The organism is Mycobacterium shunyiense (genome assembly GCF_058270075.1).
Genome location: NZ_JBZDPU010000023.1, coordinates 235,820 through 258,453 on the forward strand (window position 1 = coordinate 235,820; position 22,634 = coordinate 258,453).

The 22,634-nt window shown below is 65.9% G+C and carries 17 protein-coding genes; 10 read left to right on the top strand and 7 right to left on the bottom strand.

The genetic code is table 11. The annotated features are described in order from the left end of the window. Positions 1–223 precede the first annotated feature (223 nt). The 10 genes from AC4ELH_RS25890 to AC4ELH_RS25935 all read left to right on the top strand — a co-directional run bounded on the left by AC4ELH_RS25890 (position 224) and on the right by AC4ELH_RS25935 (position 8,241). Complete coding sequence (locus AC4ELH_RS25890) at positions 224–1,288, top strand: hypothetical protein (protein ID WP_498887588.1); 1,065 nt, start codon at positions 224–226, stop codon at positions 1,286–1,288. Between the two features lie 24 nt (positions 1,289–1,312). Then, complete coding sequence (locus AC4ELH_RS25895; RefSeq protein WP_498887590.1) at positions 1,313–1,606, top strand: PE family protein; 294 nt, start codon at positions 1,313–1,315, stop codon at positions 1,604–1,606. A 48-nt stretch (positions 1,607–1,654) separates the two neighbouring features. Continuing rightward, positions 1,655–2,737: a PPE domain-containing protein gene (locus tag AC4ELH_RS25900; protein WP_498887592.1), complete on the top strand. Its 1,083-nt coding sequence runs from the start codon at positions 1,655–1,657 to the stop codon at positions 2,735–2,737. Beyond that, positions 2,734–3,540 carry an ESX secretion-associated protein EspG gene (locus tag AC4ELH_RS25905; RefSeq protein ID WP_498887594.1) on the top strand — a complete coding sequence of 269 codons (807 nt, stop codon included), beginning with the start codon at positions 2,734–2,736 and terminating at the stop codon, positions 3,538–3,540. Before AC4ELH_RS25900 ends, AC4ELH_RS25905 begins: the two co-directional genes overlap by 4 nt. Before the next feature lie 77 nt (positions 3,541–3,617). Beyond that, positions 3,618–3,887 carry a WXG100 family type VII secretion target gene (locus tag AC4ELH_RS25910; protein WP_055118232.1) on the top strand — a complete coding sequence of 90 codons (270 nt, stop codon included), beginning with the start codon at positions 3,618–3,620 and terminating at the stop codon, positions 3,885–3,887. A 29-nt stretch (positions 3,888–3,916) separates the two neighbouring features. Beyond that, positions 3,917–4,207, top strand: a complete 291-nt coding sequence (locus AC4ELH_RS25915; protein WP_064958223.1) for a hypothetical protein — start codon at positions 3,917–3,919, stop codon at positions 4,205–4,207. Positions 4,208–4,303: 96 nt separating this feature from the next. Beyond that, on the top strand, positions 4,304–5,092 hold the full coding sequence (locus AC4ELH_RS25920; RefSeq protein ID WP_498887597.1) for an ESX secretion-associated protein EspG: 789 nt from the start codon (positions 4,304–4,306) through the stop codon (positions 5,090–5,092). A gap of 94 nt (positions 5,093–5,186) precedes the next feature. Continuing rightward, on the top strand, positions 5,187–6,095 hold the full coding sequence (locus tag AC4ELH_RS25925) for a beta-ketoacyl-[acyl-carrier-protein] synthase family protein (RefSeq protein WP_463806187.1): 909 nt from the start codon (positions 5,187–5,189) through the stop codon (positions 6,093–6,095). A 39-nt stretch (positions 6,096–6,134) separates the two neighbouring features. Further along, on the top strand, positions 6,135–6,461 hold the full coding sequence (locus AC4ELH_RS25930) for a hypothetical protein (RefSeq protein ID WP_463791870.1): 327 nt from the start codon (positions 6,135–6,137) through the stop codon (positions 6,459–6,461). A 31-nt stretch (positions 6,462–6,492) separates the two neighbouring features. After that, positions 6,493–8,241 (top strand): hypothetical protein, encoded by a 1,749-nt coding sequence (locus tag AC4ELH_RS25935; protein WP_498887600.1) that lies wholly within the window; start codon positions 6,493–6,495, stop codon positions 8,239–8,241. Position 8,242: 1 nt separating this feature from the next. Here AC4ELH_RS25935 and AC4ELH_RS25940 read toward each other — a convergent pair whose 3' ends face one another. The 7 genes from AC4ELH_RS25940 to AC4ELH_RS25970 form a co-directional block, all read right to left on the bottom strand. Further along, positions 8,243–8,539, bottom strand: a complete 297-nt coding sequence (locus AC4ELH_RS25940; protein ID WP_064959852.1) for a hypothetical protein — start codon at positions 8,537–8,539, stop codon at positions 8,243–8,245. After that, a complete protein-coding gene (locus tag AC4ELH_RS25945) occupies positions 8,536–8,976 on the bottom strand; it encodes a YbaB/EbfC family nucleoid-associated protein (protein WP_498887602.1) in 441 nt (146 codons plus the stop codon). Before AC4ELH_RS25945 ends, AC4ELH_RS25940 begins: the two co-directional genes overlap by 4 nt. A 2-nt stretch (positions 8,977–8,978) precedes the next feature. Then, positions 8,979–9,923: a WXG100-like domain-containing protein gene (locus AC4ELH_RS25950; protein ID WP_498887604.1), complete on the bottom strand. Its 945-nt coding sequence runs from the start codon at positions 9,921–9,923 to the stop codon at positions 8,979–8,981. A 116-nt stretch (positions 9,924–10,039) separates the two neighbouring features. Next, positions 10,040–11,560 (bottom strand): hypothetical protein, encoded by a 1,521-nt coding sequence (locus AC4ELH_RS25955; protein WP_448445268.1) that lies wholly within the window; start codon positions 11,558–11,560, stop codon positions 10,040–10,042. 5 nt (positions 11,561–11,565) lie between these two features. Then, entirely contained in the window at positions 11,566–11,796 is a 231-nt protein-coding gene (locus AC4ELH_RS25960; protein WP_064959856.1) for a hypothetical protein, read from the bottom strand. 2 nt (positions 11,797–11,798) lie between these two features. After that, entirely contained in the window at positions 11,799–12,059 is a 261-nt protein-coding gene (locus AC4ELH_RS25965; RefSeq protein WP_448445265.1) for a DUF7161 family protein, read from the bottom strand. Beyond that, positions 12,056–22,579: a toxin glutamine deamidase domain-containing protein gene (locus tag AC4ELH_RS25970; protein ID WP_498887607.1), complete on the bottom strand. Its 10,524-nt coding sequence runs from the start codon at positions 22,577–22,579 to the stop codon at positions 12,056–12,058. The genes AC4ELH_RS25965 and AC4ELH_RS25970 overlap by 4 nt, the downstream gene beginning before the upstream one ends. Between the last annotated feature and the right edge of the window lie 55 nt (positions 22,580–22,634).

Sequence of the window (22,634 nt, forward strand, 5' to 3'; positions counted from 1 at the left end):
GCCTCCCCAGCCGGTAACCCCCGTTGGACAGTTGGCTCAACGCGTTCCCGGCTACGACGCCACACCGGTAATCGCTGCTCAAGAACAGAATCTGCAAGACTTTCTGAATTTGCCAGTCAGACAAATTCTTGACCGGCTGGGTTTGCCGCCAATTGCGGATCAAAAGCCGGCAGAAGTACCGCCACCCGAAGGCCAACCCGAACAGCAGCCACCCGCGAATCCCATGGATCCGAGTGCCTTGATCAGCCCGGTCACCGATGCTCTCAGCACGCTTGGCACCGGCATGTTCGACGGGGTCGATCCGACGACGATGCTGCCTGCCATCGCCAAGATGTTCCAGTCCACCGGCGGTCCGATGGCGAAGTCGGTCAGTGCGGCGGGCGACGCCTGGCAGGGCGCGTCCGGCACCGCCGCGGCGGCCAAGACCACGACCGCCATTTCCGACGGGGCCGCGGTAGGTGCCCAATCCGAGGCCCTGAGTAGCAGTTTGACCGGGGCCGCCGCCGACGTCGGCCAGGCCAGGGTCCGGCTCATCGCGATCATCACCGAGTTCGCCGCGACGATCGCCGCCATCGGTCCCATGATCATCTTCCCGTGGGGGTGGGCCGCCGCAATCGCCGCTGCCAACAAGGCAATTGCCACCACCGCCGAGGTGATGACCGAACTGCAGACCTCACTGGCCACCCAGGCCGCCCAGGTCACCACCGCCGGTGCACCCGTGGGCATCACCGCCGCACCCGAAGGTGCCTCGTCGCTGGCTGGCCTGGCCCAGCTGATGCCGATGGCGATGAAAGGCGCAGAGGCAGGGGTGCAGGCCGGCACCGGCGCGGCGTCGGCAGCCAGTCAGAACGCCGCGAATCCCGCGATCGATCCGATGGACCCGGCGGCCGACGCTTTGGGAGAAGGTGAAGGCGACCCCGCGCTCGCGGGCGGTGGAGTAGGCGTCGGCGGTGTCGGCGGCGGGATCGGGGGTGCCGGCATGCCCGGGCCTCGGTCACTACCCATGTCAGCCATGATTCAGGCTGAAACCGCCAGCGCCCCAGCACAATCAGCCGCGCCGAGAGTCGGCGGTGTCGGCTCACCGGGCATGATGGGGGGCGCACCCATGGGGGCGATGGGCGCCGGCCAGGGTGCGAACGCCTCTTCCGGCAACAACCACACCTCGGCGTCCTTCCTGCACACCACCGACCAAGGCAGCGAGATCGTCGGCGATCTCGGCACTGCGGCACCCCCGGTCCTCGGGGAGGCCGACCCGTATCAGACTCCGGACGTCGAACTCCGGATCTAGTCATCCCAACCAAGGAGAACGGTCATGGCCGACAGCGACGGAATGTCCATCCAGCCCGCAGAGGTGCAGGAGATCAGCCGCCAACTCGACGAACTCGCCAACCGGGTAGGGCGGGTGATGACCGACGAGGCGCCCAACCTCACGGTTACCCCGTCGGGACGTGACGAGGTGTCACAACGAATTGCCCAGACTCTCAACGAGGTCCACTCCTCATTCGGGACCTCCACCGACCAGGGGATGGTCGAGGTCCACGAGGTGGCCGCGACCCTGCGCAGTCATTCGTCCAACATTGCCGCCTCGGAGGACTTCGCCGGCTGACCGTCATACGTACATCTGGTTCTGTTCGGCGAGGGGAGGTTTCTGGGCGTGGGGTTCACCGACGTTGCGTGGGAGTCACGCAGCACCGAGCAGCTGGCGCGTGACCTCACCGAGGGGCCCGGCCCGGCGTCGGTCGGTGGTGCCGGCGCAGCCTGGATCCGAGTCGCCAACGAACTGGCGAATGTCTCAGTCGATTTCGACAAGCTCGTGGCCCGTCTTCGAACTGCGTGGGACAGCCAGGCCTCCAACGCGGCGGCACAACGCCTGGAAGAATTCGGCCAGTGGCTGCGGGCGATCAGCCTCAGCGCGGCAGGCAACGGTCAACGCGCAGAGGAAGCCGCGGTCGCCAACACTGTGGCGGTGCTCGCGATGCCCAGCGTGTCGGAGGCCGTCGAGGCACGGGCCGCCCAGGACATGATGGCCTCGCTGGCCGCGTACAACGGGGCCGTGCTGACCGGGACGTTCGCCGAGTTCGACGCGGCCGCCACCGCCGATGCGGCCAACGCCGCGGCCGTCATGCAGCAGTACGAGGAGGCCGCTGCTCCGCTGGCCCAGCCGTGGGAGCAGCCCCCGCCGCCACAGGTGTCGAAAGGCAATGCCCTGGCGGCCGAACAGGGCGGCGAGGATGCACCCGGCGGTGGCGGTTCGGCAGCAGGCGGCGCCCCTGCGGTGCCGCCCCCGCCGCTGGTGCCGATGGTCGCACCGACCATCAAGTCGAGTAACGACCCCAAGTCGTTGCAGAAGACCGGATTCGCCGGCAGCGGCGGTTCCTCGGGCACCGGGATGAGTGGCGCGCCCTATGCGCCGATGGGCGCGATGGGCCGCAACGACCAGAGCCGCGACTACGAGTCGGCGCAACCCGCGGCGACCCTCGACGGCGCGGGAGAACCCGGCGCCGGGGTGTCGGACGCCGGGCAGTCCTGGCTTCCCACCGCGCAGCAGAACGACGCACCGTTCACGGTGTCGAACGTCAGTTGGGGCCCGGATACCGCGGTGTTCGACGAACTGGCTGCCCCCGAGGTACCGGCGGGCGAGGGCTTCGCCGACGAACCCGAGCGCACCCTCGAGCAGGTGGACAACCGTTGGGTCACTCCCCCGGTGATCGGCGTCGACCGGGGGCTCAGCCTATGACGGCATCGCTTGCCCCAGTCGTCACGGACGACGAACTGCAGGTTCTGGCAGCGAGACTCGGTGTCCAGTCGCTGCCGTTGGTGTTGAATTTGCGATCCCGCCATCCCACCGAAACCGCTCGGGTCGAGGCAGCCGGTCGAGCCACCCGAACCCTGGCCGAGCGCGGCCTGCTGCCGGGCGGGGAGGTACCCACAGACCTCGCCACGGTCGTGCAGTCGTTGCAACGGCCCGACCGTGAGCTCGCGATGCGCCTGGTCACCCCCGATGGGCCGGCTCGCGTCACGGTCGTGCGCCACGGCACCTGGTGCGTCTCGGCCTGCCGGGTCGGTGACGAGATCACCTTGGACCTGATCGACGACGGCGCCAACCTTTCCAGCGCCACCAGCGCCCTGCTGCGTCGCCTGCCGGCGTCCGTCCCGGCCGAGATCAGTCCCGTCGGTGCCCCACTGGCCGAGATCGCCCAGGCCCTGTCGGACACCCACGACCCCACCGAATTGTCCGACCGGATCCGGGCACTCGGGGCCGACACCCGCACCGCGATGATGCTGGGCTCGGCGCTGGCCGCACGGTTGGCATTCGCCGAGATCGTCTACTACGCGCTCGATGCCGACGTGGACCGGGTCTCACGTTCTGCCGGGGCGGTCGGACTGTTCTACACCAAGCGCGGACGGATCGTCGGCGCCCCGAGCTCCTCACCCAGCGGGCAGCTGTGGACCACCCTCAAGCCGGGGTCGGACCACACGGTCAAGCAGGCCGTCGGCCAGCTTGTCGAGCTGTCCGGCTACAGATGGGGGGACTGCTAGATCCGCTCCGTGTTCAACAGCGAATTCTCAACCACCGTCCGGCGATTCATGCCGGTTCTGACAAAGAGAGGTAAGGCATGACGCTCCATCTGACGCCCGCGGAAGCCCAGAGCAAGATCGAGAACATCGACAAACAGATGATGGATGTCAGGCGGCTGGCTTCCCAGATCCTCGACCAGACCGAGTCGATGACCGCCAGTTCCTGGACGGGCGGCAAGGCGGCGAAGTTCCGCGGCATCATGACGCAGCACCACGAGGACTTCAACTACGTCATCAACAACCTGCAGCACATCGTCGACAAGGGAAAGTCCGACATCAACGCACTCGTCAGCCACGACGCCGACTAGCAGTCGACCAAACGAAAGGGGCTTGATCAATGGATACAGACAGCATCCGGTACCAGTACGGATCCAACTACGCATCCCTGGACGACATTCAGGGCGCGACCAACAACGCGCAGCAGATGCGTGAGGAAGTCAGTCAGGTCTTCACCGCGCTGCAGGGCGTGTATGAGGGCGATGCCGCGGCGACGCTGCACCAGAAGCAGACACAGATCCTGCAGCAGATGGACGCGATCCTCAACGAGATCACCCAGACCCGGTCCGGGGGAAATCAGTCGCAGGAAGACGCGGCGGCGCTCGACAAGCATCTTGCCGGCGGCTTCTGATTCGACAGCTCGTCAGCGGGCTCGGTTGGCGGCACCGCCGCAACCGAGCCCGCTAGCGCGTTCATTTTCCAGTTGCCAGAGAGAAAGGGGCTCAACGTGATCACCGATGAGGCAGCCCCGCTTCGCCACGGCCTCGAACCGTGGTTTATGAGTGGTTTCGAGTTTCGCTGCGTCTGGGAGGCGCTCGGACTCGACCAATTGCCGTCACCGCTGTCCTACCGTCATCGCGGACCCAAGTACATGTCTGAGGTGGCGGCCGATCGCCGTGACGCACTCGCTCGGTTGCGGGAAGGAATGAATCCGAATCGTGTTCGCATACTTGAGGCTTTGCGGTTTCCGGCCTACTTGCTCCAGGGATTTGGCCGTGTCGAGTCGGGGGCGGGGAAGCAGGTCTACCGTCTGTTCGGCGTCATCGGGACGACTGGTTACTGCGCTGTCATCACCCAGGATCCCAGCGAACAGCTGATCTTCGGCGAAGACATCCAGATCATCGGGTGCGTGAACATCGATTTCCCTCAGGTCGTCCTGGAAGCCCTTCCGGCATACCAGCCCGGCACCCGGCCCCGGAAGGAAGAGCTACTCGCAGACGAGACACCCGCGTCCGCACTTCGAGACGCGCAGATCACCGGATCGATTCTGCTCAGCGGATCGCCGGAGTTCACCATGGACTATCAACTGCTCAACGCCGACTACCTGACCGTGATCAACGTCGCCGACGACGGCGCCTACGTGGTGAACGAGACCCCGACGGCATTTCAGATCATCCCGGCCACGGTGCCCAACCTCATGCAGGTGTTCAAGAAGATCGAGAAACGGCAGTCAGAAACATTGGCGGAAAAGCTCTCCGCACAACAATCGGACCGGGATTTCGATGCCTTACCTTGACACCGTTTCCGTCTACGTGCCCGAAGGCACGGACAGTCAGGGTCGCCCGAAACATCTCGCGACCGCAGCATCCGAGATGCAGTCGGTTCACGAAATGGTGGAAGCCGCCGCGCAGCAGATCGACGGCTCCGCACTGTCCGCTGCAGCCGACAGCATGGCGGCCTCATTCCATTGCGGCACCTTGTATCAGGGCGAACACTTCTGGCCGATACAGAACTCCATCCAACAGTCCGTGCTGGGCCGGACATCGGCCGGCTCCGCGACAGAGATCCGCCAGTTCTGTTCCGGCGGCCTGTACGGAGTGATGCTCGCCGATGCGGTGCTACAGGCGGGCTGGGCGGGCAACCACGCGATGGTGACCGGTGGCGACAGCATCTTCTACTTCGACCGGCACGAGTATGCGGCCAGCCCGGCGACCGAAGGTTCGCTGTTGGGTGACAGCGGTTTCTGCGCGCTGCTCAACCGAACCGAAGGGTTCGCCCGAATCATTTCGGCCGCGGCGCGTTCGCACAATCCGTCGGCCGGCATGATGCACGGCCGAGCTGACAGCGCCATCGACGACCCGAAGTTTCCGACCCTGGCGGATTGGATCGACCGGTGGGAGGACTACGACCGGCGCGGTGACGGCACGGTGCGAGACAACGCGATCGCCAGTTTCCGGGTCGCGGTCAGAACAGTGACCGAATGTTACGAACGCGCAGGTGTAACGCCGTACGACATCGACTGGTTCGCACCGTCTTTCATCGAACCGAGCTATGTCACCGACATGCTGGCGAAGCAGACCTTCCTGGAAGTCGTCCCCGGCCTGTACCCTTTCGCCGCCCAATTCGGGCATCTCACGGTCTCGGATTTCGGCGTGAACCTCGCCTACCTGATGAACAACAAGATCACAAAAGTGGGCGATCTGGTGCTGTTGTTCGCCGCCGGAAATTTCGTCAACTGTGCCGCCGTCCTCCTGCGCATCGAGAAGGAGGTGACTCTGCCGTTTAATCTGCTGCCATGACAACACGATTCGCATGATCGGTCATCACGGAGGAGAACCATGACCAGTCCTTGGAGCGGCCTGGACGCCGACACCACGAACGACAAGCTGTACCTGGACCCGGCAGTGATCCCCGAGATCGAACGCGTCTACACACCGTACGACGAAAGCCTGCAGGCCCTCATCAACGATTCCCTCGACGAGACGACGGGATTCTTCGGCAAGGACGGTGGACCGAACACGCTCGCTCCGGTCCTGCAGAAGCTGTTCGACCAGCGCGGCAAGCAGTTGACCCAGTATCTGCAGGAGCAGCAGACACAGGCACATGATTTCGTGAAGACCGCTCGAGATGCGGCAGAGGCCATGCGCACCCACGAGAACGACTAGTCACACGGTGAACGGGACGGCGTAGAAGACCATGAGCGGATTCGGAAACTACCTCGGTGCGACGCTGGGCAATGGCGAGAACGAGAACGGCGGTAAAAGCCGCATTTACGATCTTGCGTGGTTGACCAACTCGAACTACCCGGGGCGTGCCGCGCTGATCGGCGACGATGGCAAGTTCGTCCAGCTGGAGATGGACACATCGGCCAAAGATTCGACTCCCTTTTTGATCAACAGCGACCTGCTCGGCGAGGTTCCCGGGCTGACTTCCGACAACAGCGCCTACCAGGAGATGCAGGACAAGCTTCACGGGGCCAACACGCTGAACTGGGAGTCCTTCACGTTCAGCGAGATGCGTGCGGAGAAGGATTCGCTCAACGTCGGTGCGATCGACAATCTGAAGATCGCGTGGACCGAACACGGAGACACCCTCAAGACAACGTCCGAGGACTTCAAGAAGACCGTCAACAAGGAAATCAAGGGAAACTGGTCGGGCGACAGCGCGGCCGCGGCCGAGGCCGCCTCCGAACAGGTCACCAAGACCTCGATCTACGATTTCACCTCGGCCTCCGACGCGATCGCGGATCGGCTCACCGTTCTGAAGGATTCCTTCACCAGCATTCGCGATCGGTTTCCCGACGACGCCGATGACCAACTCATCGACGACGGCAAGTTCGACAAGGCGGCTCTCGACGCCAAGATCAACGATTTCAATTCCAGATACCACATCGACGGAGGCAATCGCCTGCGCAACAACGACGACGGGTATGTTTCCGCGCCCGATGTCGTCAAAGAGATGGAGAAGATCAACCGCTCGATCACCGACTACACGACGGCGGTCCAGCTCTTTCGCGACAACTACAACCCGACGGTCGTCGCCGTGGCCCAGAATTTTCCCAATCTACCCGCACCACCGAACATGAAGTACGGAGATCCGACCGGCCCGGGCGGCCCGGGCGGCAATCCCAACGGTCCCGGTGGCGGCGGAGGCACCAGCCCGTTCACCCCGGGTGGCGGCGCAGGCACCAGCCCGTTCAAGCCGGGCTTGGGTACCAAGCCGATCGACAAGGACAAGTTCGCGATAGATCCCAAGGATCCGAGGAGCATGACAGGTCCCGAGGATCGAACCGATACCACCGGCGAGAACCCCCTCGACAGCCTGACCGATCCGGTCAAATCGGCGATCGACTCGGCGACCAATGCCGCCAAGGACGCGATGGGCCAGGCGATGGACGCCGCTAAGAACGCCGCCCAACAGAACCCCCTGGGCGACATGCCGAAGGGACCGCCCGAGGGCGTCCTCGGCCTCGGGCCGCAAGGCCTCGGCGGCGCGGGCGCGGGCAAGGGAGCCGGCGGGACCGGCGGTGGAGTTCCGTTGCGCGGCATGCCCAGTGGCCTCCCAACCACTATCCCCGCGACCACCGCTGCGAAGGTGACCGCCCCGGCCGCCGCGGCGGGTCTGGGTGCAGGCGCCGGCAGCCCCGGAGCGGGCGCGCCGGCCGCCGGGCAGCGCGGCGATCAGAATGGCAAAGGCCACCAGGTCAACAAGGCCCTGCGCCGCAAGAAGAACGGCAAGGACGTCATCGGCGACGCGGATGCATCGGTGCCGGTGGTCGGCGCGAACGAGGAAGCCGAGCAGCCGGACAGTGCACTCGTCGAGCAGTCCGAGTTCCGCCGCCGCATTCCGCAGCGGGACGGTACCTGGCAGCCCAACTCGGCGGTCCAGCCCGGCCCGGCACGGCAGACTCAGACGCAGCAATTCACACCGGGACGTTCGGAGTGAGTCAGGGTTTGTCTTGCTGCTCCAGGGCGTCTGCTGTGAGGTACAGGCCGTCGGCGTAGTAGTCGAGGAGGTCGGTCTTCGCGGTGATCGACCCGTCGACCCAATCCAACTGCGCCTTATAGCCTTTGGCGCCGTCGGCGAACTGCTTGCCGATCTTGTCGTGCCCCCAGGCTTCGCCTTCGCCGCTGAGCATCTGCATCAGCGCCGACTGCACGGTTTTCATGTCATTGCTGACAGAGGCGAGGTATCGTGCGGTGCCACGCAGGTCAGCCGGCGTGACGCCCAGCGGCACGGTCATCGCACACTCCTCACGGTGGGGAAGCCTTCGGGTTCGTTGCCGCCCTGCAGCCGCGCCACACGGAACGACAGCAGATCCCTGAGGTCGGGTGCGCCGTCGATGATGTCGGACAGCGAGGGCATCTGCTCGCGTCGCTCCGCCAGCGGGGCAAGGAGTTCCGCGATCCTCCGCTCGACGTCGCGGGCGGCGTCCTGGGCTGCGCCGGTGATGTGCCGGCCGAGGTCGGCGAGATCGTGGTCATCCAAGTAAGTTTCGCTGACCGCCGTGTGGATGACGACGCCGTCGCAGTCCACGGTTACCGCGACCGAGCCGTCGGCGCGGGTGGCCGCTGAGGACAGAGTTGCTCGCTCCTCCTCGACCACGGCCAGGTCGGCGAACTGTTCCTGCACGAGCGCGAGCGCATCGATGAGTTCATGTCGTGCCGCGTCGTTGTCCATGTCTAGTCCCCGTCTCCCCCGCTGGACGCCGCGGTGGCACCGCCCCCGTCCGCCGTCGACGCCTTGCTGCTGTGTGCCGCAGCTCGGCCCCGCACCCCGCCGGTGACTGCAGTAGGAACCGATCCGAGGACCGAAACAGGGTCGATCTCGCCGCCGGTGGCCAGCGCTCCGGTCACCTTCTTGGACATGCCTGCGACGTATCCGACGGCCGCACCCTTGACCGCCGAATTACCCAGTAGCCGCTGACCGTAGATGCTGACCGTGCCCTGGGTAGCCCCGCCGACGGAGTTGGCGAGTGCGACGGTTCCGAGCCGGTTCCAGTCGTAGCCGTTCTGATGCCCCTTGGACTGCTGGATGTTCTGGATGAACAGTTCCTGCCCGAGAGCCTCGGCGGCCTCGACGCCGGACTTCTTGATGATGCGGTGCACCGTCGTCTTCGTCATCGCCTTGCCCAGGTCGGTCATGACGTCCTTGAGCAGCACCGACACCATCCGCTGGATCGCGGCGGACGTGCTCGCTTCGATGAGCGGGATCTCGGCCGCCGACGTTCCGAACGTCACGGAGGTCTGAGCCAGCGCCCAGGAGATCTCGAACGCCGCGATGGCCAACGACGTCAAGATCTGCAACTTGGTGTATTCGATGTTCTTGCCGGTACTTTCGGCGAGCTCACCGAGCGCCGCCATCGCCTCGGCGAGTTTGTCGACCGTGGCATCACCGTCGAAAAGCAACGCGAACTGCTGGTCGGCGGTGCCTGCGGTCACGCCCTGCAGGACAGCACTGGTGCTGGCCCGCATCCGATTCAGTTCGGGTATCAGATCTCTCAATTGTTCGGCGCGATCACGCCATTCACCGCCGATGCGGTACATCGCGTCTTCGTCACCCTTGGGCCATTGCGATCCGACCAGGTAGGACACCCATTGCAGCGGACCGGGAATCTGCAGGGTCATCCGATCCCCCATCGGCGAAAAGTTCCGTGCAGCATCGCAATTCACGTTATTGCGCGATACCGCAGACCGCCATTTCTGACGGCCTTGTTCGCCGAGAGTTCAGCTGCCCGCCAGTTCTAGGTCAGCAGACCGGCCAGGCTGAGTTGGTTCGCCGCGACATCCACCTCGGCCTCGGGCAGGTTGGTGAACAACGCGGATACGTCATCGAAGCCGGCACCTCGCCTCGTTGCCGCGGCCAGCAGCGCACGAGCTTGATCCGTGGCCCCGGAACCGGTCTGAGCTGCGATGGCCGCGGCCGTCTCCTCCACAGTCCAAATCGCGGGAAGTGCCGCTTCGAGCTCGCCTGAGGCGTCGCTGCCGCCTCGATACCACTGGCCGTTGTCCCACCAGAAGCAGAAGGTCAACAATCCGTTGCGGTTACGGGTATTCAGCACGCTGTCGTTCACCCAGGCCGGCGCACCGGTGTAGAGGTCCGGCAACGCCTTCCCCCCGTTGTACGCAGCGTCGAGCAGTGCTGAGTTCCACTTCCCACCGGAGAGCACCGCCCGATCACCTGGCAACAGGTACAGCGTGCCCCCGCTGCGGCGGTCACTTTCGAACCAGGCATAGCCGGGAAAGATTCGCGGCCCCCACTCCGATCCGGCCCCGGCATATGCGGCCGACAGCGCCGCCCAGCGGGCAAGCAGTTCGGGCAGCGGTGGGATCTCGTCGGTGGCGACCGGGGTGTGCCCGGCCGCAGTGTCCGCCGCAACCGCCTGCGCGGCGGTGCGGGGATCTCGCCCCTGCGCCTCGGGCCCGGCGACGTAGGCAGCGAGCCAGACCGGCAGATGATGACGCGGATAGGCTTCCAGATCGTCGCGGTAGAACTCGGGAGTGACCAATTGGTCCTGCGGGAACGGCTCGTCGCCGTAGTCGTAGTTCACCGACATCTCGCCGCGGTTCGTGACGTTGAGCAACAACCGCCACCAGGGACCGGCACTCATGCGCGCCGAGACCTCACGTTGCTGTTGCACCAGTTCGGCGATCGACTGCGGCACCGGCACGAGGCCCGCACGGTCACCGGCATAGAACTGCAATTGCGCGATCTGTGAAGACACCGTGAAGGCGAACTCGGCGGTGTACTCCTCCCAGCCCGTCGGGCCGAGCGCGGCCAGTTGCTGCGCGATGGGCTCCAGTAGTCGCGAGGCCTCCTCGGCGACGGCCTCATCCCCTGCGGCAGTACCGGAACCCGACTCTGGTGGAGCCGGATCGACGACGGTGAAATCGGCGATCGGAGTTGGGCTGTCCCCGGCCGCTGCGTTGAACTGCTTCTCGAATTCCGCCATGAAGGCAGCATCGTCCGCAGGACGGAGTGCCGGAGCCGCGCCGTGTTCGGTGGCATTGAACTGGGCGCGGGCCTGCTGCGGCGGGATCGAGGACGACACCTCCTCGATCCGTCCGGAATCGCCGACCAGGAAGGACGAGCGTCCCACCGGGATGTCGAGGAACGCCATCGGATCGCTTTCGTCCACCTCGACCGGTGCGTACACACTCCAGCCGGAGTCGAAGCGATCGGCAGACAAACCCTCGGTCGGGTAGTCAAGCCCCCGCGATCTGATCCAGTCGGTGACCAATGAGATGGCCTGGGCCGCTTCCATTCCGTCTACCTTCCCTCTCGTTCAGCTTCGATCACGTCGGCCAGAGCGGAGCGCTCAGCCTGTTGCCGGGCAAGCAACTGCGCGTTGAAGACGGTCCATGCCGCGTCCTGCTCCGGCGTCATCTGGGCGCCGTTGACCTCGGATTCGACATCCGGGTGAAGGTCAAGGAACTGGTTGAACAGCGCGCCCATCTCCCTGCTGTGCTTGCGGTTGAGCTCGATCCGTCGTGGGTCCACGCCTACTCCTCGCCACCGTCGTCCAGCGCCAGCTGGTCGAAGACCACCAAGGCCATCCGCTCAGGATCGTCGAGCGGGTGCACCCGCAGCGTGTGGTGCGGGTTCGGGGCATCGTCCACAATGATCACGTTCTTGATCCCGGCCGGGAGGTTGGCCGGCCAGTCGATCTCGTCGGTCGGCTCGTCGACCAGCACCCGGGCGCGCTTCCCGCGCAGGCCGAACTGGTCGTGGCGCAGCGGTGTGTACCGCTGATCCTCGGTCATGGGTTGTCCTCCTCGGTGCCTTGCAGCGGCGGGTCGGTCGGGCCCCTCATCGGGGGCAACCCGGGCGGGTTCTCGGGGTCGATACCGAGATCTGCGTTCACACTGCCACGGCTGCGGGTGGAGCTGGCAATGATGGCCTCATAGATCTGGTCGCCCACTCGTCCCTTGGCTCGGTTTCGCTCGACGAGTTCGTCGAAGGTGGGGTTGGGCTCATTGGCATTGAGCCAATCGGCCAGGTCCCGGTTCTCCATCAGAGATCGGGTCCAGCTGCGGATGGTGGCCCGCATTCCGTACATCGTCCTGGCACGTTCCTCGGCACCGACACCGTCTCGCAGTAGCTGGTCCCGCAGTTCCCGCATCCGCAGTTCGTAGGTGGTGTAGACAGTCCGGGTCTCTTCATCGGACAGCGTGCCGGCCGCATAATGACTGTGCGTTGCCCCGTCGATGATGGCCTGGTAGACGGCCTCGCCGGTGAGTCCCTTGGCCTCGTAGCGTGCGACCAGCTCCTCGAACGTCGGAGCGCTCTCGTTCGCCGACAGCCATTCGGCCGCCGAGCGGTTTTCCATCAGCTCCCGCGTCCACGCCCGCAGAGTGCTGCGCAGCCCGGACAGCTGCCTGGCACGGGCGTCGATACCGGCACCATCGCGGATCATCTGTTCGTTCAGCGCCCGCAGTCCGAGCTCGAACTGCGAATAAACGGCGCCGGTCTCGATATCGGTCAGGCTGCCCGGCGCCAGGCGGCTGTGGGTGGAGGTCTCGATGATGGCTTCGTAGATCGCGTCCCCGGTAAGGCCACGCTCGGCGTTGCGGGTAACCAGGTCCTCGAAGGTCGGGTTCGAGGTGTTGGCGGCCAGCCATTGCGCCGCCACCTGATTGCCCATCAGGCCATATGCCCAGTTCCGCAACGCATTCCGGGCCTCTGCGAGCTGTCTGGCCCGATCCTCGACGGTGACGCCATCACGCTCAAGCTGTTCGTTGAGCGCACGAAGCCGCAGTTCACCGTCGGCGAATGCGGTGATCGCCTGCCCCTCGGGCAGGGTGGCCGGCTCGTGGTCCGGCAGACCGAGGCGGCCGAGCGGGTCGGCGACCGGCGCGGGCAGGTACTTCACCATATCGATCGAGGTGTTCTCCAGGAGCAACCGCCCGAGGTTCGGCACCTCGTCGGTGGCCAGCATCGCCAGGTCGACGGGTTCGGGGAGCCTGGGGTGATCGACTTCCAGCCGCGCGACGATCTCGTCGAGTACAACGACCGCCTCTCCCTCGACCCGCTCACGCAGCCGCTCGGCAGAGAATTTGATCTGATCCAGTGCGCCTTGCAGATTCGACACGTCGGTGCCCCAGGTGAATCCGCGGCGCGCCCAGGCATTGCTGCCCTGCCAGTCGGAGGTCAGCTCGATGCGGTCTACCCCGGAGCGCACATAGAAACGTTCGAGCTCGGCGGTCAGCGCCTTGGAGAACCCCTGCCCGCGCCGCCGGCCGTCGGTGATGGCCATCAGCCCGTTGTGGACCACCAGGTGTCCGTCCTCGTCGCGGTAGATCACCCGGTCGATCGAGCCGATGTCCTCGTTGCCATCCAGGATCACCCCGGAAAGCGCGAGCTGGTCGCCGTTCAACTCGACTTCGAACTCGACGCGGTACGGTCCGTATCTGCCGGACAGATCGTCGGCGAGTTGTTGCAATCTAGTGGAGCCGGGATTGTCGACCAGGTCTCCGACCGGCTCGGCGTACCGGGTGTCGACAGTACGAGTGCTGCGATCCTGGGCCCGGTACTCCTGTTGCCGCCGAACGAAATCCGGATCATCTCGAAGGCCACGCACATCGCCGACAGCGTGTGCGTCGGCAAGCTGCGATGCTTGATCGCCCAGTGGGGCAACAGCGTTGCCGTGCTCGTCCAGGTAGCCCACCGCAGTGCGATCCACGGCTGCCTGCCCCCAGTGCGGTGGCCAACCCGATCGCTGCCCGGTGCGCTGGTCGACCAGGCGGATCTCGCCGCCGTCGTTGACGGCGAGGTAGGCATGCCCGCCTTGCCGCACGCCGGCCCAGCGGGAGGCCAGCACCGCCGACGAGCCCGGCCCCAGCTGCGCCAGTCGCTCGGAGACTTCGCTGTAGGTCGCGAAATCGGCGCGCGATCCGAGGGCCTCGAACAGCGAACGCGCCGGGACACCGGTTGCCGTGACGGCGGTTTCGATTCGGATGTCTCGCCCGTACCGCTGCGACAGTGCCTCGGCGACGCCGTAGGCGCAGTTGTCCGCCGGGTCGGTAGCCGGCACTGCGAGATCCGCGATTCGCACCGAACGCGCAGCAGCCGGGTCAAGGACCTTCGACTCGCCGTCCGGCTCCGAGACCAGCCCGCGGTGTCTGTCGAACTCGATCCGCTCGGCGTGCCCGGCAGCGATGCGGCCGAAGTTGGCCAGCGACTCGTTGCGCACGCCGGCGGCCTTGTCGACGAACTTGTAATAGAAGTTGTGGATGTCATAGTCGCCCGCCCGGGTCATCTCGACCAAGGGGAACTCAGCGGTAATTCGTCGTGCACCAAAGAAATCCATCGCCGGATCGACACCGAATCCGTCCAGGAAATCGCCGCGCAGACCCGGCATCACACCACCGTGCCAGGTGAATCGGTCTGTCGAGGATGCCGCCACATAGACTCCGACGCCGGCACCGAATTCACCGGCAGTGTTCATCGGGCCAAGGCCGGGCGACCCGAACAGGGAGACGGTGTTGATCTCGCTGCGCAGCCGTCCCGCTTCTCCGGCGTAACCGGCGACGGTGGAACCCTGGCAGTGCCCGAACACATGGTTGTTCCTGAACGGGGCACCTCCAGACCAGGCGTCGCGGCCGGCATTGAATCCGATGATGTCGCTGCGCAGTGCGACACCGCCCACCCGGGCCGCTTCACCGGTCATGGTGTCGTAACCGATCCAGATCAGCGAGGACGCTGATGCGGTCGGGTCTTCCAGCAGGACCGACATCGCATGGTTGAGCGCCGAGCCCATGCCGGGTCCGAGCTCCAGGATGGTCATGCCCCTTCCGGGGATGTGCCACGAAACCGATTCCGCGAGATACGGATCGACCCCGAATCCGACGACAGCGGCGCCGGCACCACGATGTGCATCCGGGTCGAACCGTAGCAGGTAGGGGCCGTCGACGCCGGCCCGCCGCGCGGCATCGGTCGCCCGCTCCAGGGCGTCCCCGACCACCTTGGCGCCCTGCATCTGCAGGTGGTTTTCCCAGCCCAGACGGACGCCGTTGTCGAGCTTGGTCTGCAGCTCACGCCCCTTGGCCAACCAATCCTGCAGGGCAAGGGAATTAGCCTCATGCGCGACCATCGGCGGAATGCCTTCGGCGTTGCCGATCTGCATCGGATACGACTCGATCACCGCCTGCCGCTGATCGAGGCTCAGCCCCTGCCACCAGGACGCATTGGCCTTGGCCCGCGCGACCGCCAGCCAGGGATCGTCGACGGGACGGACCAGCTGCGTGGGGTCGAGGTCGGCAGGCGCACCCCGAACGTCGCCGACGGTCTCGGCGGGGCCGAGCCGCAGCGGTACGTCGTGTAGTGGATTGATCGGATCACCGTTGGAATCCAGGTAGCCGACCGCCGTGCGGTCGACAGCTGCCTGACCCCAGTGCGGCGGCCAACCCGTACGCTCTCCGCTCGTCGGATCCAACAGGTAGATTTCTCCACCGTCGTTGACGGCGAGATAGGCGTGTCCACCGCTACGCCCGCCCCGCCACCTCGACGTCAGCACCGCCGAAGAGCCGTCACCGAGGCGGCGCAGACTCTCTTCCACTTGGTCGTAGGTGGCGAAACGCGAAGCCGAGCCGACGGCTTCGTACAGTTCCCGCGCCGGCACCCCGGTGCGGGAAGGTTCCACGGCGACCTGGAATTCGCGCCCATATCGTTCCGACAATGCGTCGGCGACCCCGTGCGCACAATTACCCTCGCCTACGGTGTCCGGCTGGCGCGGGCTGGGGATGTCGATGTCGGGTTCCGATACTTGCCTGGGGTCTCCAGAGTCCTGGCGGCCGAACATCTGCCGCTCTGCGGTCTGGATGATCTCGTCGAGAGTGCCGGGTGCGGTGAGATCGGAATATCCGAAGTACAACCGCAGGCCTTGTCGGCCGGCATTCGACGGGTTCGTGATATCTGACAGACCCTCGTCCTGAGCGTAGGCCGCGGTCCGGCTGTCGATCCGGGCGAGCGCGGCGTCGACGGCTGCGGAGTCGACCGCCCCGATTACGACAGCGTCGAAACGATCGCCGCTGGTGCGCATCGGGACGACCGTCGCACCGGTTGCCTCGATTTCGGTGCGGAAGATCTGGGTGATGGCCCGGTAGTGGGCATTGGCCACCTCGGCGCGGTTCTGGACGTGCGCGTTGAGACCGGACAGGTTGTCCAGCTGAGCGGAGACGAGGATGCCGGACCCGCCTGTCTCGGTGACCCACTGGCGGGCCCGTGCTACTTCACCGGTCTTGAACTCCGACGCGCGGCCGTCATAGAAGCCCGAAACCTCATCGCGCCCCAGCGACTCGTACAGGGCTTGCAACCCCCCGCGGCCCTCCGCACCCAGCCGGGCTGCCTCGGCCAGGAAGGATGCCCGCTTGATGTCGTCAGGATGCTGATATCGCGAGCGATTGCTCAGCTGTTGTCCGGCTTGGCCTTCCGGGCTCGGGCGGCCTGCAACTTGGCCTTCGCTTCCTGTCGCTTGCGGGCCAGTTCGCGTTCCATCTCCTCGACCCGGCGTTGCCGCTCCTGCGGGGTCAGCCCGGTCAGCCCCAACCGCTCGTCCCGGTCCTCCTGCGACATCCGACCTCCTCGTCTTGCTGCGGTCTACGCCGAGATCTGCGTCGTCGAAGATGTCGCGCACATCGAGATCGGGCAGAACCTCAGCGTATCCAACGTGCATTCCCACACCGTTGTACTCGGGCTGTCCCGGATGCTTGGGATGCGGGATGTCGGCCAGATTGTGTTGCTGTGCGTACTGCTGTGCCCGGGCGCGGATTGTGGCGATGGCCGATTCGATGGTGGCCTCGTCGATGTCGCCGACCACGACTGCGCCCAGCTCGTCGCCACCGATTCGCATCGGCACCACGTCGGCTCCCGATTCCTCAAGCGCGGCAAGGAATGCTGCCGACAGACCGGAGAAGTGCGCGTTGGCTTCGGTCCGATCGGCAGATGCCTGATTGAGGCCCCTCAGGTTGGCGATATCGGCGGATACGAAGAACGCACTGTCGCCGGTGCCTGCGACGTGTTGTTGTGCGCGGACTACCTCTGACGTCTTGAATCCCGACACCCGACCTTCGTAGAAACCGGTGACGGTATCCATCGCCACCGGGCGGTAGACCGCGTCGAGGAGCGTCTCGGGCGACAGCGCTGCCTGGTCCAATTGCCCGATCCGGTCCCAGAATCCGGCGAGCTCCACGTCATCGGGTGACCGGTAACGCGGCGCTTCGTCGACATATTTGACCCCGTGCCAGCTCGTTCGGCGCAGCAACTCGCGCCCCAATTCCGGGTGGCCGGGGGCGCGGAGGGTCGCGAGGTCCGCGGGCTCCGGCAACCGGGGATGCCCCGGCTCCAACCTCCCGATGACCTCTTCGAGGACGACGCGGGCCTCGGTGCCGGTCGAACGCATCAGCCGTTGTGCCGCAACCTTGATCGAGTCGAGCGATTCTTGCAGTTCGTCAGTGCGCAGATCCCAGGTGAAACCTCGCCTGGCCCACGCGTACGCACCGTCCCGTACCGCCAGTAGCTCGATGCGGTCGACCCCCGAGCGGGCGTAGTACTGGTCGAACTCGGACAGGAAGGCCTTGGAGAAGCCCTTCCCTCGCAGCTCTTTGTCTTCGATCTTGATCTCGTTGTGGTGAGCGACGAGTTCTCCGGAGTCGTCACGGATGAAGATCCGTTCGATTTCGCCGATCCGTTTGTCTCCGTGGAAGATCTCACCGTTCAGCTGGACCGCACTGGGGAGTGCCTCGGCCGTGAACTCGACCCGGTAGGGCCCGTACGCGCCCGAGAGATCCTCGGCGAATCGCTCCGCCTGAACCTGGTCCCCGGACTCGGTGATCACCTCACCCAACGGCTGGGCGTAGCGGGTGTCGACCGTGCGGGTGGCCGGGTCCTGATCCCGGTACCCGATGTGGCCCTGCACATCCCCGATCGCGTCAGCGGCGCCGAAGTACTTGACTCCGTTCCAGTGCGTATCGGTCAGCAGATCGCGGCCCAGGTTTGGCTCCAGGCCTGTGGACAGCGCCGCGAGGTCGATGGGTTCCGGTAGGTCGGGTCGGCTCGGATGGAGGCGCTGGATGACGTCGTCGAGGAGCGCCTGCGCCTCCGGGCCGACTTGATCGTGCAGTCGGACAGCGGCGTTGCGGACGTTGTCGACCGATGTCTGCAACTTCGCCGGGTCCGGGTTCCAGCTGAAACCCTGGCGGGCCCACGCATAGCCGCCGTCCTGCTCGGTGCGTAGTTCGATCCGGTCGACACCAGAGATCGCATAGTACTGCTCCAGCTGCTCGGACAGGGCCTTGGAGAAGCCCCTGCCGCGGAATGCCCGGTCCGGGATGTCCACCACATTCTGGTGGGCGACCAGGTTGCCGTCGCGGTCTCGGACGTAGGTCTGCTGGGTGAAGCCGATCTCCTCGTCACCGCTGATGATCGCTCCGCCGATGATGACTTCACCGGTCCGTTCATCGGCGACGGCGCGGAACATCTCGACGCGGTACGGGCCGTACACCCCGGACAGATCATTGCCGAGTTGACGGACCTGATCCGCATCGAGGCTGTCCACGATCTCGCCCAGCGGTTGGGCGTGGGTGGTGTCGACCCTGCGGGTGGCCGGATCCTGGGCGCGGTACTCCTGTTGGCCGGCGTGGAAATCGTTGTCGGCGGCGTGCCCCCGCACGTCACCGATGCCGTCAGCGACACCGAGCGAAACATGCAGCGGCGCTTGTGCAAGCGGGCTTACCGCGGTGCCGTCGGCGTCGAGGTAGCCGACGGCGGTGCGGTCCACCGCCTGTTCACCCCAGTGCGGTGGCCATCCTGATTTCTTCCCCGTGTGCGGGTCGAAGAGATGGATCTGGCCGCCGTCATTGACCGCGAGATACGCGTGACCGCCCTGGCGGGAGCCGGACCAGCGCGACGCCAACACCGCCGATGAGCCGTCGCCGAGATCGTGCAGTGTCGCCGACACGTCGTCATACGTCGTGAACACAGCGGTTGATCCGACGGACCGGAACAGCGCCCACGCCGGAACTCCTGTGCGCGAGGCTTGGACGTCCAACCGGAATGGTCGCTCGTATCTCTGCGTCAACACCCCGGCAACGCCGTCGGCACAGTTCTGCGCCGACGACCGTTGTCCGCCGAGCCCGAGCCATCGTTGCAACCGCGATCTCAAACCGTTGTCAGGTTGAGCGTGGTCCTCGGCGACCGGCAGGTGGCGGACGAAGTTGACGCCGGTGTCCTTCAACAGTTGCCGGCCCAACTCCGGTTCGGCGGCAGTGGCCAGGGTTGCCACCTCGACGGGCTCGGGCAAGCGTGGATGGTCCGGTTCGAGCCGGGACACCATGTCCGCCAACGCCGCGCGCCCCTCCGGGCTGAGGGTCGGCATGAGGCGGTTGGCTGCACTCTTGATGCTGCCCAGGGACTCGGCCAGCCGTCTGGGCGCCGGGTCCCAGGTGAACCCCCTGCGCGCCCACGCGTTGCTGCCGGTGTCATGCGATTTCAGCTCGATGCGGTCGACGCCCGAGTCCACGTAGAAACGCTCGAACTCGGCGGTCACCGCCTTCGAGAAGCCCTGGCCGCGCAGGAGTTCGAATTCCTCTTTGATCACCAGCCCGGTGTGATAGGCCACCAGGTTGCCGTCGCCGTCACGTTCGAACCTGCGCTGGATCGTGCCGATCTCGGTATCGCCGTGGAAGATCTTGCCGGTGAGCATGACTTCGCCCCCGACGATCTCGCCCTCGATCTGGATCCGGTGCGGCCCATAAGTTCCCGAAAGGTCCTGAGCCAGTTGCCGAACCGCGGCACCGTCCAGATTGTCGACGACCTCGTTCAGCGGCTGGGCGTATCGGCTGTCCACCGGCCTGGCCGCGGGGTCCTGAGCACGGTACCCGGCCTGCCGCCGCCCGAAGTCAGGATCATCGCGGTGCCCACGCACCGGGCCGATGGCGTCGGCTGCTGTGAGGCTCATAGGTGCGTCTACGGCGCTGCGTACCAACGGGTTACCTGAGGAGTCGAGGTAACCCACCGCGGTGCGGCTCACCGCATCCTGGCCCCAGTGCGGTGGCCATCCCGAGCGCCCCCGGTGTGGATCGACCAGCTGGATGTCCCCACCCACGTTTACCGCGAGATAGGCATGGCCCCCGCCGCGCCCGCCACTCCATCGCGACGCCAGGACGGCCGACGACCCGTCGCCGAGTTCGCGCAGGCGTTGCTCGATCTCGGCGTAGGTGGCGAACGTCGCGTCGGACCCGACCGCTTCGAACAATGCCCGAGCGGGGACACCACTGCGCGTCGGTCGGGTCGCGAGTTGCACCTCCCGGCCGTACATCGCCGACAGTTCCCTGGCGACTCCTTGAGCACAGTTCTCGCCAGATCGCCACGGCAGGTTCCAGATTCGGCGGACCGACGACCCGGCGGCGGGCTCCACGGTGTGCCGGCCCTCGACGGTCCGATGCGGTTCGATCGCGACCCGGTCGGAGTGACCTGACGCGATCCGGCCGAGATTGGCCAGCGATTCGCTGGGCCCCGTCGAACGGGTATGCAGAAAATAGGCGTGATGCGTGCCGCCGGTGTGCAGGTGGTTCATCCGGGACGGGAACTCGGCGGTGACACGCACCGCCCCGAAGGAATGCATGGCCGGATCGACACCGAGGCCGATCCCCAGGATCCGGCCGGAGGATCCCGGAGTTCGTCCCCCGAGCGCAGTGACCAGATCCCGTGACGAGGACGCCGCGAAGACGTTGTCCGCCCCGATACCGAAATCAGCCGCGTGCGTGATCGGACCGGCCCCGGGCGATCCGACCAGCGTCACACTGCTGACGTGGTCGCCCAACCGACCGTCGAGTCCGGCGTACCCTGTGGTGGTCGACCCGTAGGAGTAGCCGAAGACGTGATTTCCGGTGAAACCCGTTCCATTACTGCTTGATTCGTGAACCGCGTTGAAAGCGGTGATGTCGCTGTGGAGGATGTCGCCACCAGTGCGCGCGAATCCGTGACCGGCAGCGCGCCAAATTTTGCGGCCGCTCGGCGCGTCGTAACCGATCCACGCGATCGATGAGGCCTTGAGCTCGGGATTCTCTGTTCGTACCGACTGCAGATGGTTGAGCGCCGAGTGGCTGTAAAAGCCGAGCAGAGAGTGCATCGTCGTCTGCACGCCGGGCACGTGCCAGGACACCGAGTCCGACGAATACGGGTCGTGGCCGAAGCTCAGCAGGACGCGACCGTCGCCGCCGAGTTCCTTGGGATCGAAGGCCAGCATCAGCGGGCCGTCTTCCCCAGCGCGTGCGGCGTCGGCGCGGGCCTTGTCCAACGCGCGGTCCAGTTGGTTGAACTTCGCCAGAAATCTGCGTTCAGCCCGGGTGGGACGTTCGAACTCGTCGATCTTGGTCTGGATACGATCGGCACGGTCGCGAAGTTCCTGCAGCACATTGTGATTGGCCGCATCACGGGCCGTTGCCGGGATCCCTTCGGCGTTCCCGATGTGCTGAGGATAGGTATCGATGAGGGCCTGCTGCTGCCTCTCGGACAGACCGGCCCACCAGGTGGCATTGTTCCTGGCGCGCGCGGCGGCCTCTTCGGCCAACCCGAGCGGATTGCGGAGTTCGTCCGGCCGCACCGCTGGTGTGCGCTGTCCCAGGGCATCCTCGGCAATCGCGTGGTCGCCGCTTTGAGTGTGATCACCCTGTACCAGGCCGACGACATCTGCGTCGCGCAATTGCCTGTTGGTGTTGCCGTCCAGCGGAGTGACGGCGACGCCGTCGGCATCGAGGTACCCGACGGCGGTGCGTCTGACGGCGTCGGTACCCCAGTGCGGCGGCCATCCCGAGCGTTGACCGCTGTGGGGGTCGAGCAGGTAGATGGTGCCGCCGTCATTGACCGCGAGATACGCATGACCGCCCTGGCCCCGGCCGCGCCAACGAGACGTCAATACTGCCGACGAGCCTGGACCCAACCGTTGTAGCGTGGCCTGGACCTCCGAATAGGAAGCGAATCGGGCGGCCGATCCGACCGCCTCGAACAGGCTCCTGGCCTGGACTCCGCGTGGCGAGATGGGGGCGTCGACGGTGATGTCGCGCCCGTGTCGGAGGGACAGCTCTTCGGCGACGGCGTAGGCACAGTTGTTGCCGCGCAGGAAGTTCGGGTTCCAGCGGTTGCGGCCGTGCACCGAGTGCTGCGCGGTCGGATCGTCGGCCAGCCGCAACGGGCGCCCGAGCGCCGGCTCGGCAGTCTGCTGCCGGATGCCGCCGGTCAGCGGCCGGCGGCGTTCGTCGAGGGTACGGTGGCCCTCGGGGTCCACCTGGTTCGCGTGGCCCGCCGCGATCCGGCCGAAGTTGGCCAGCGATTCACTGCGC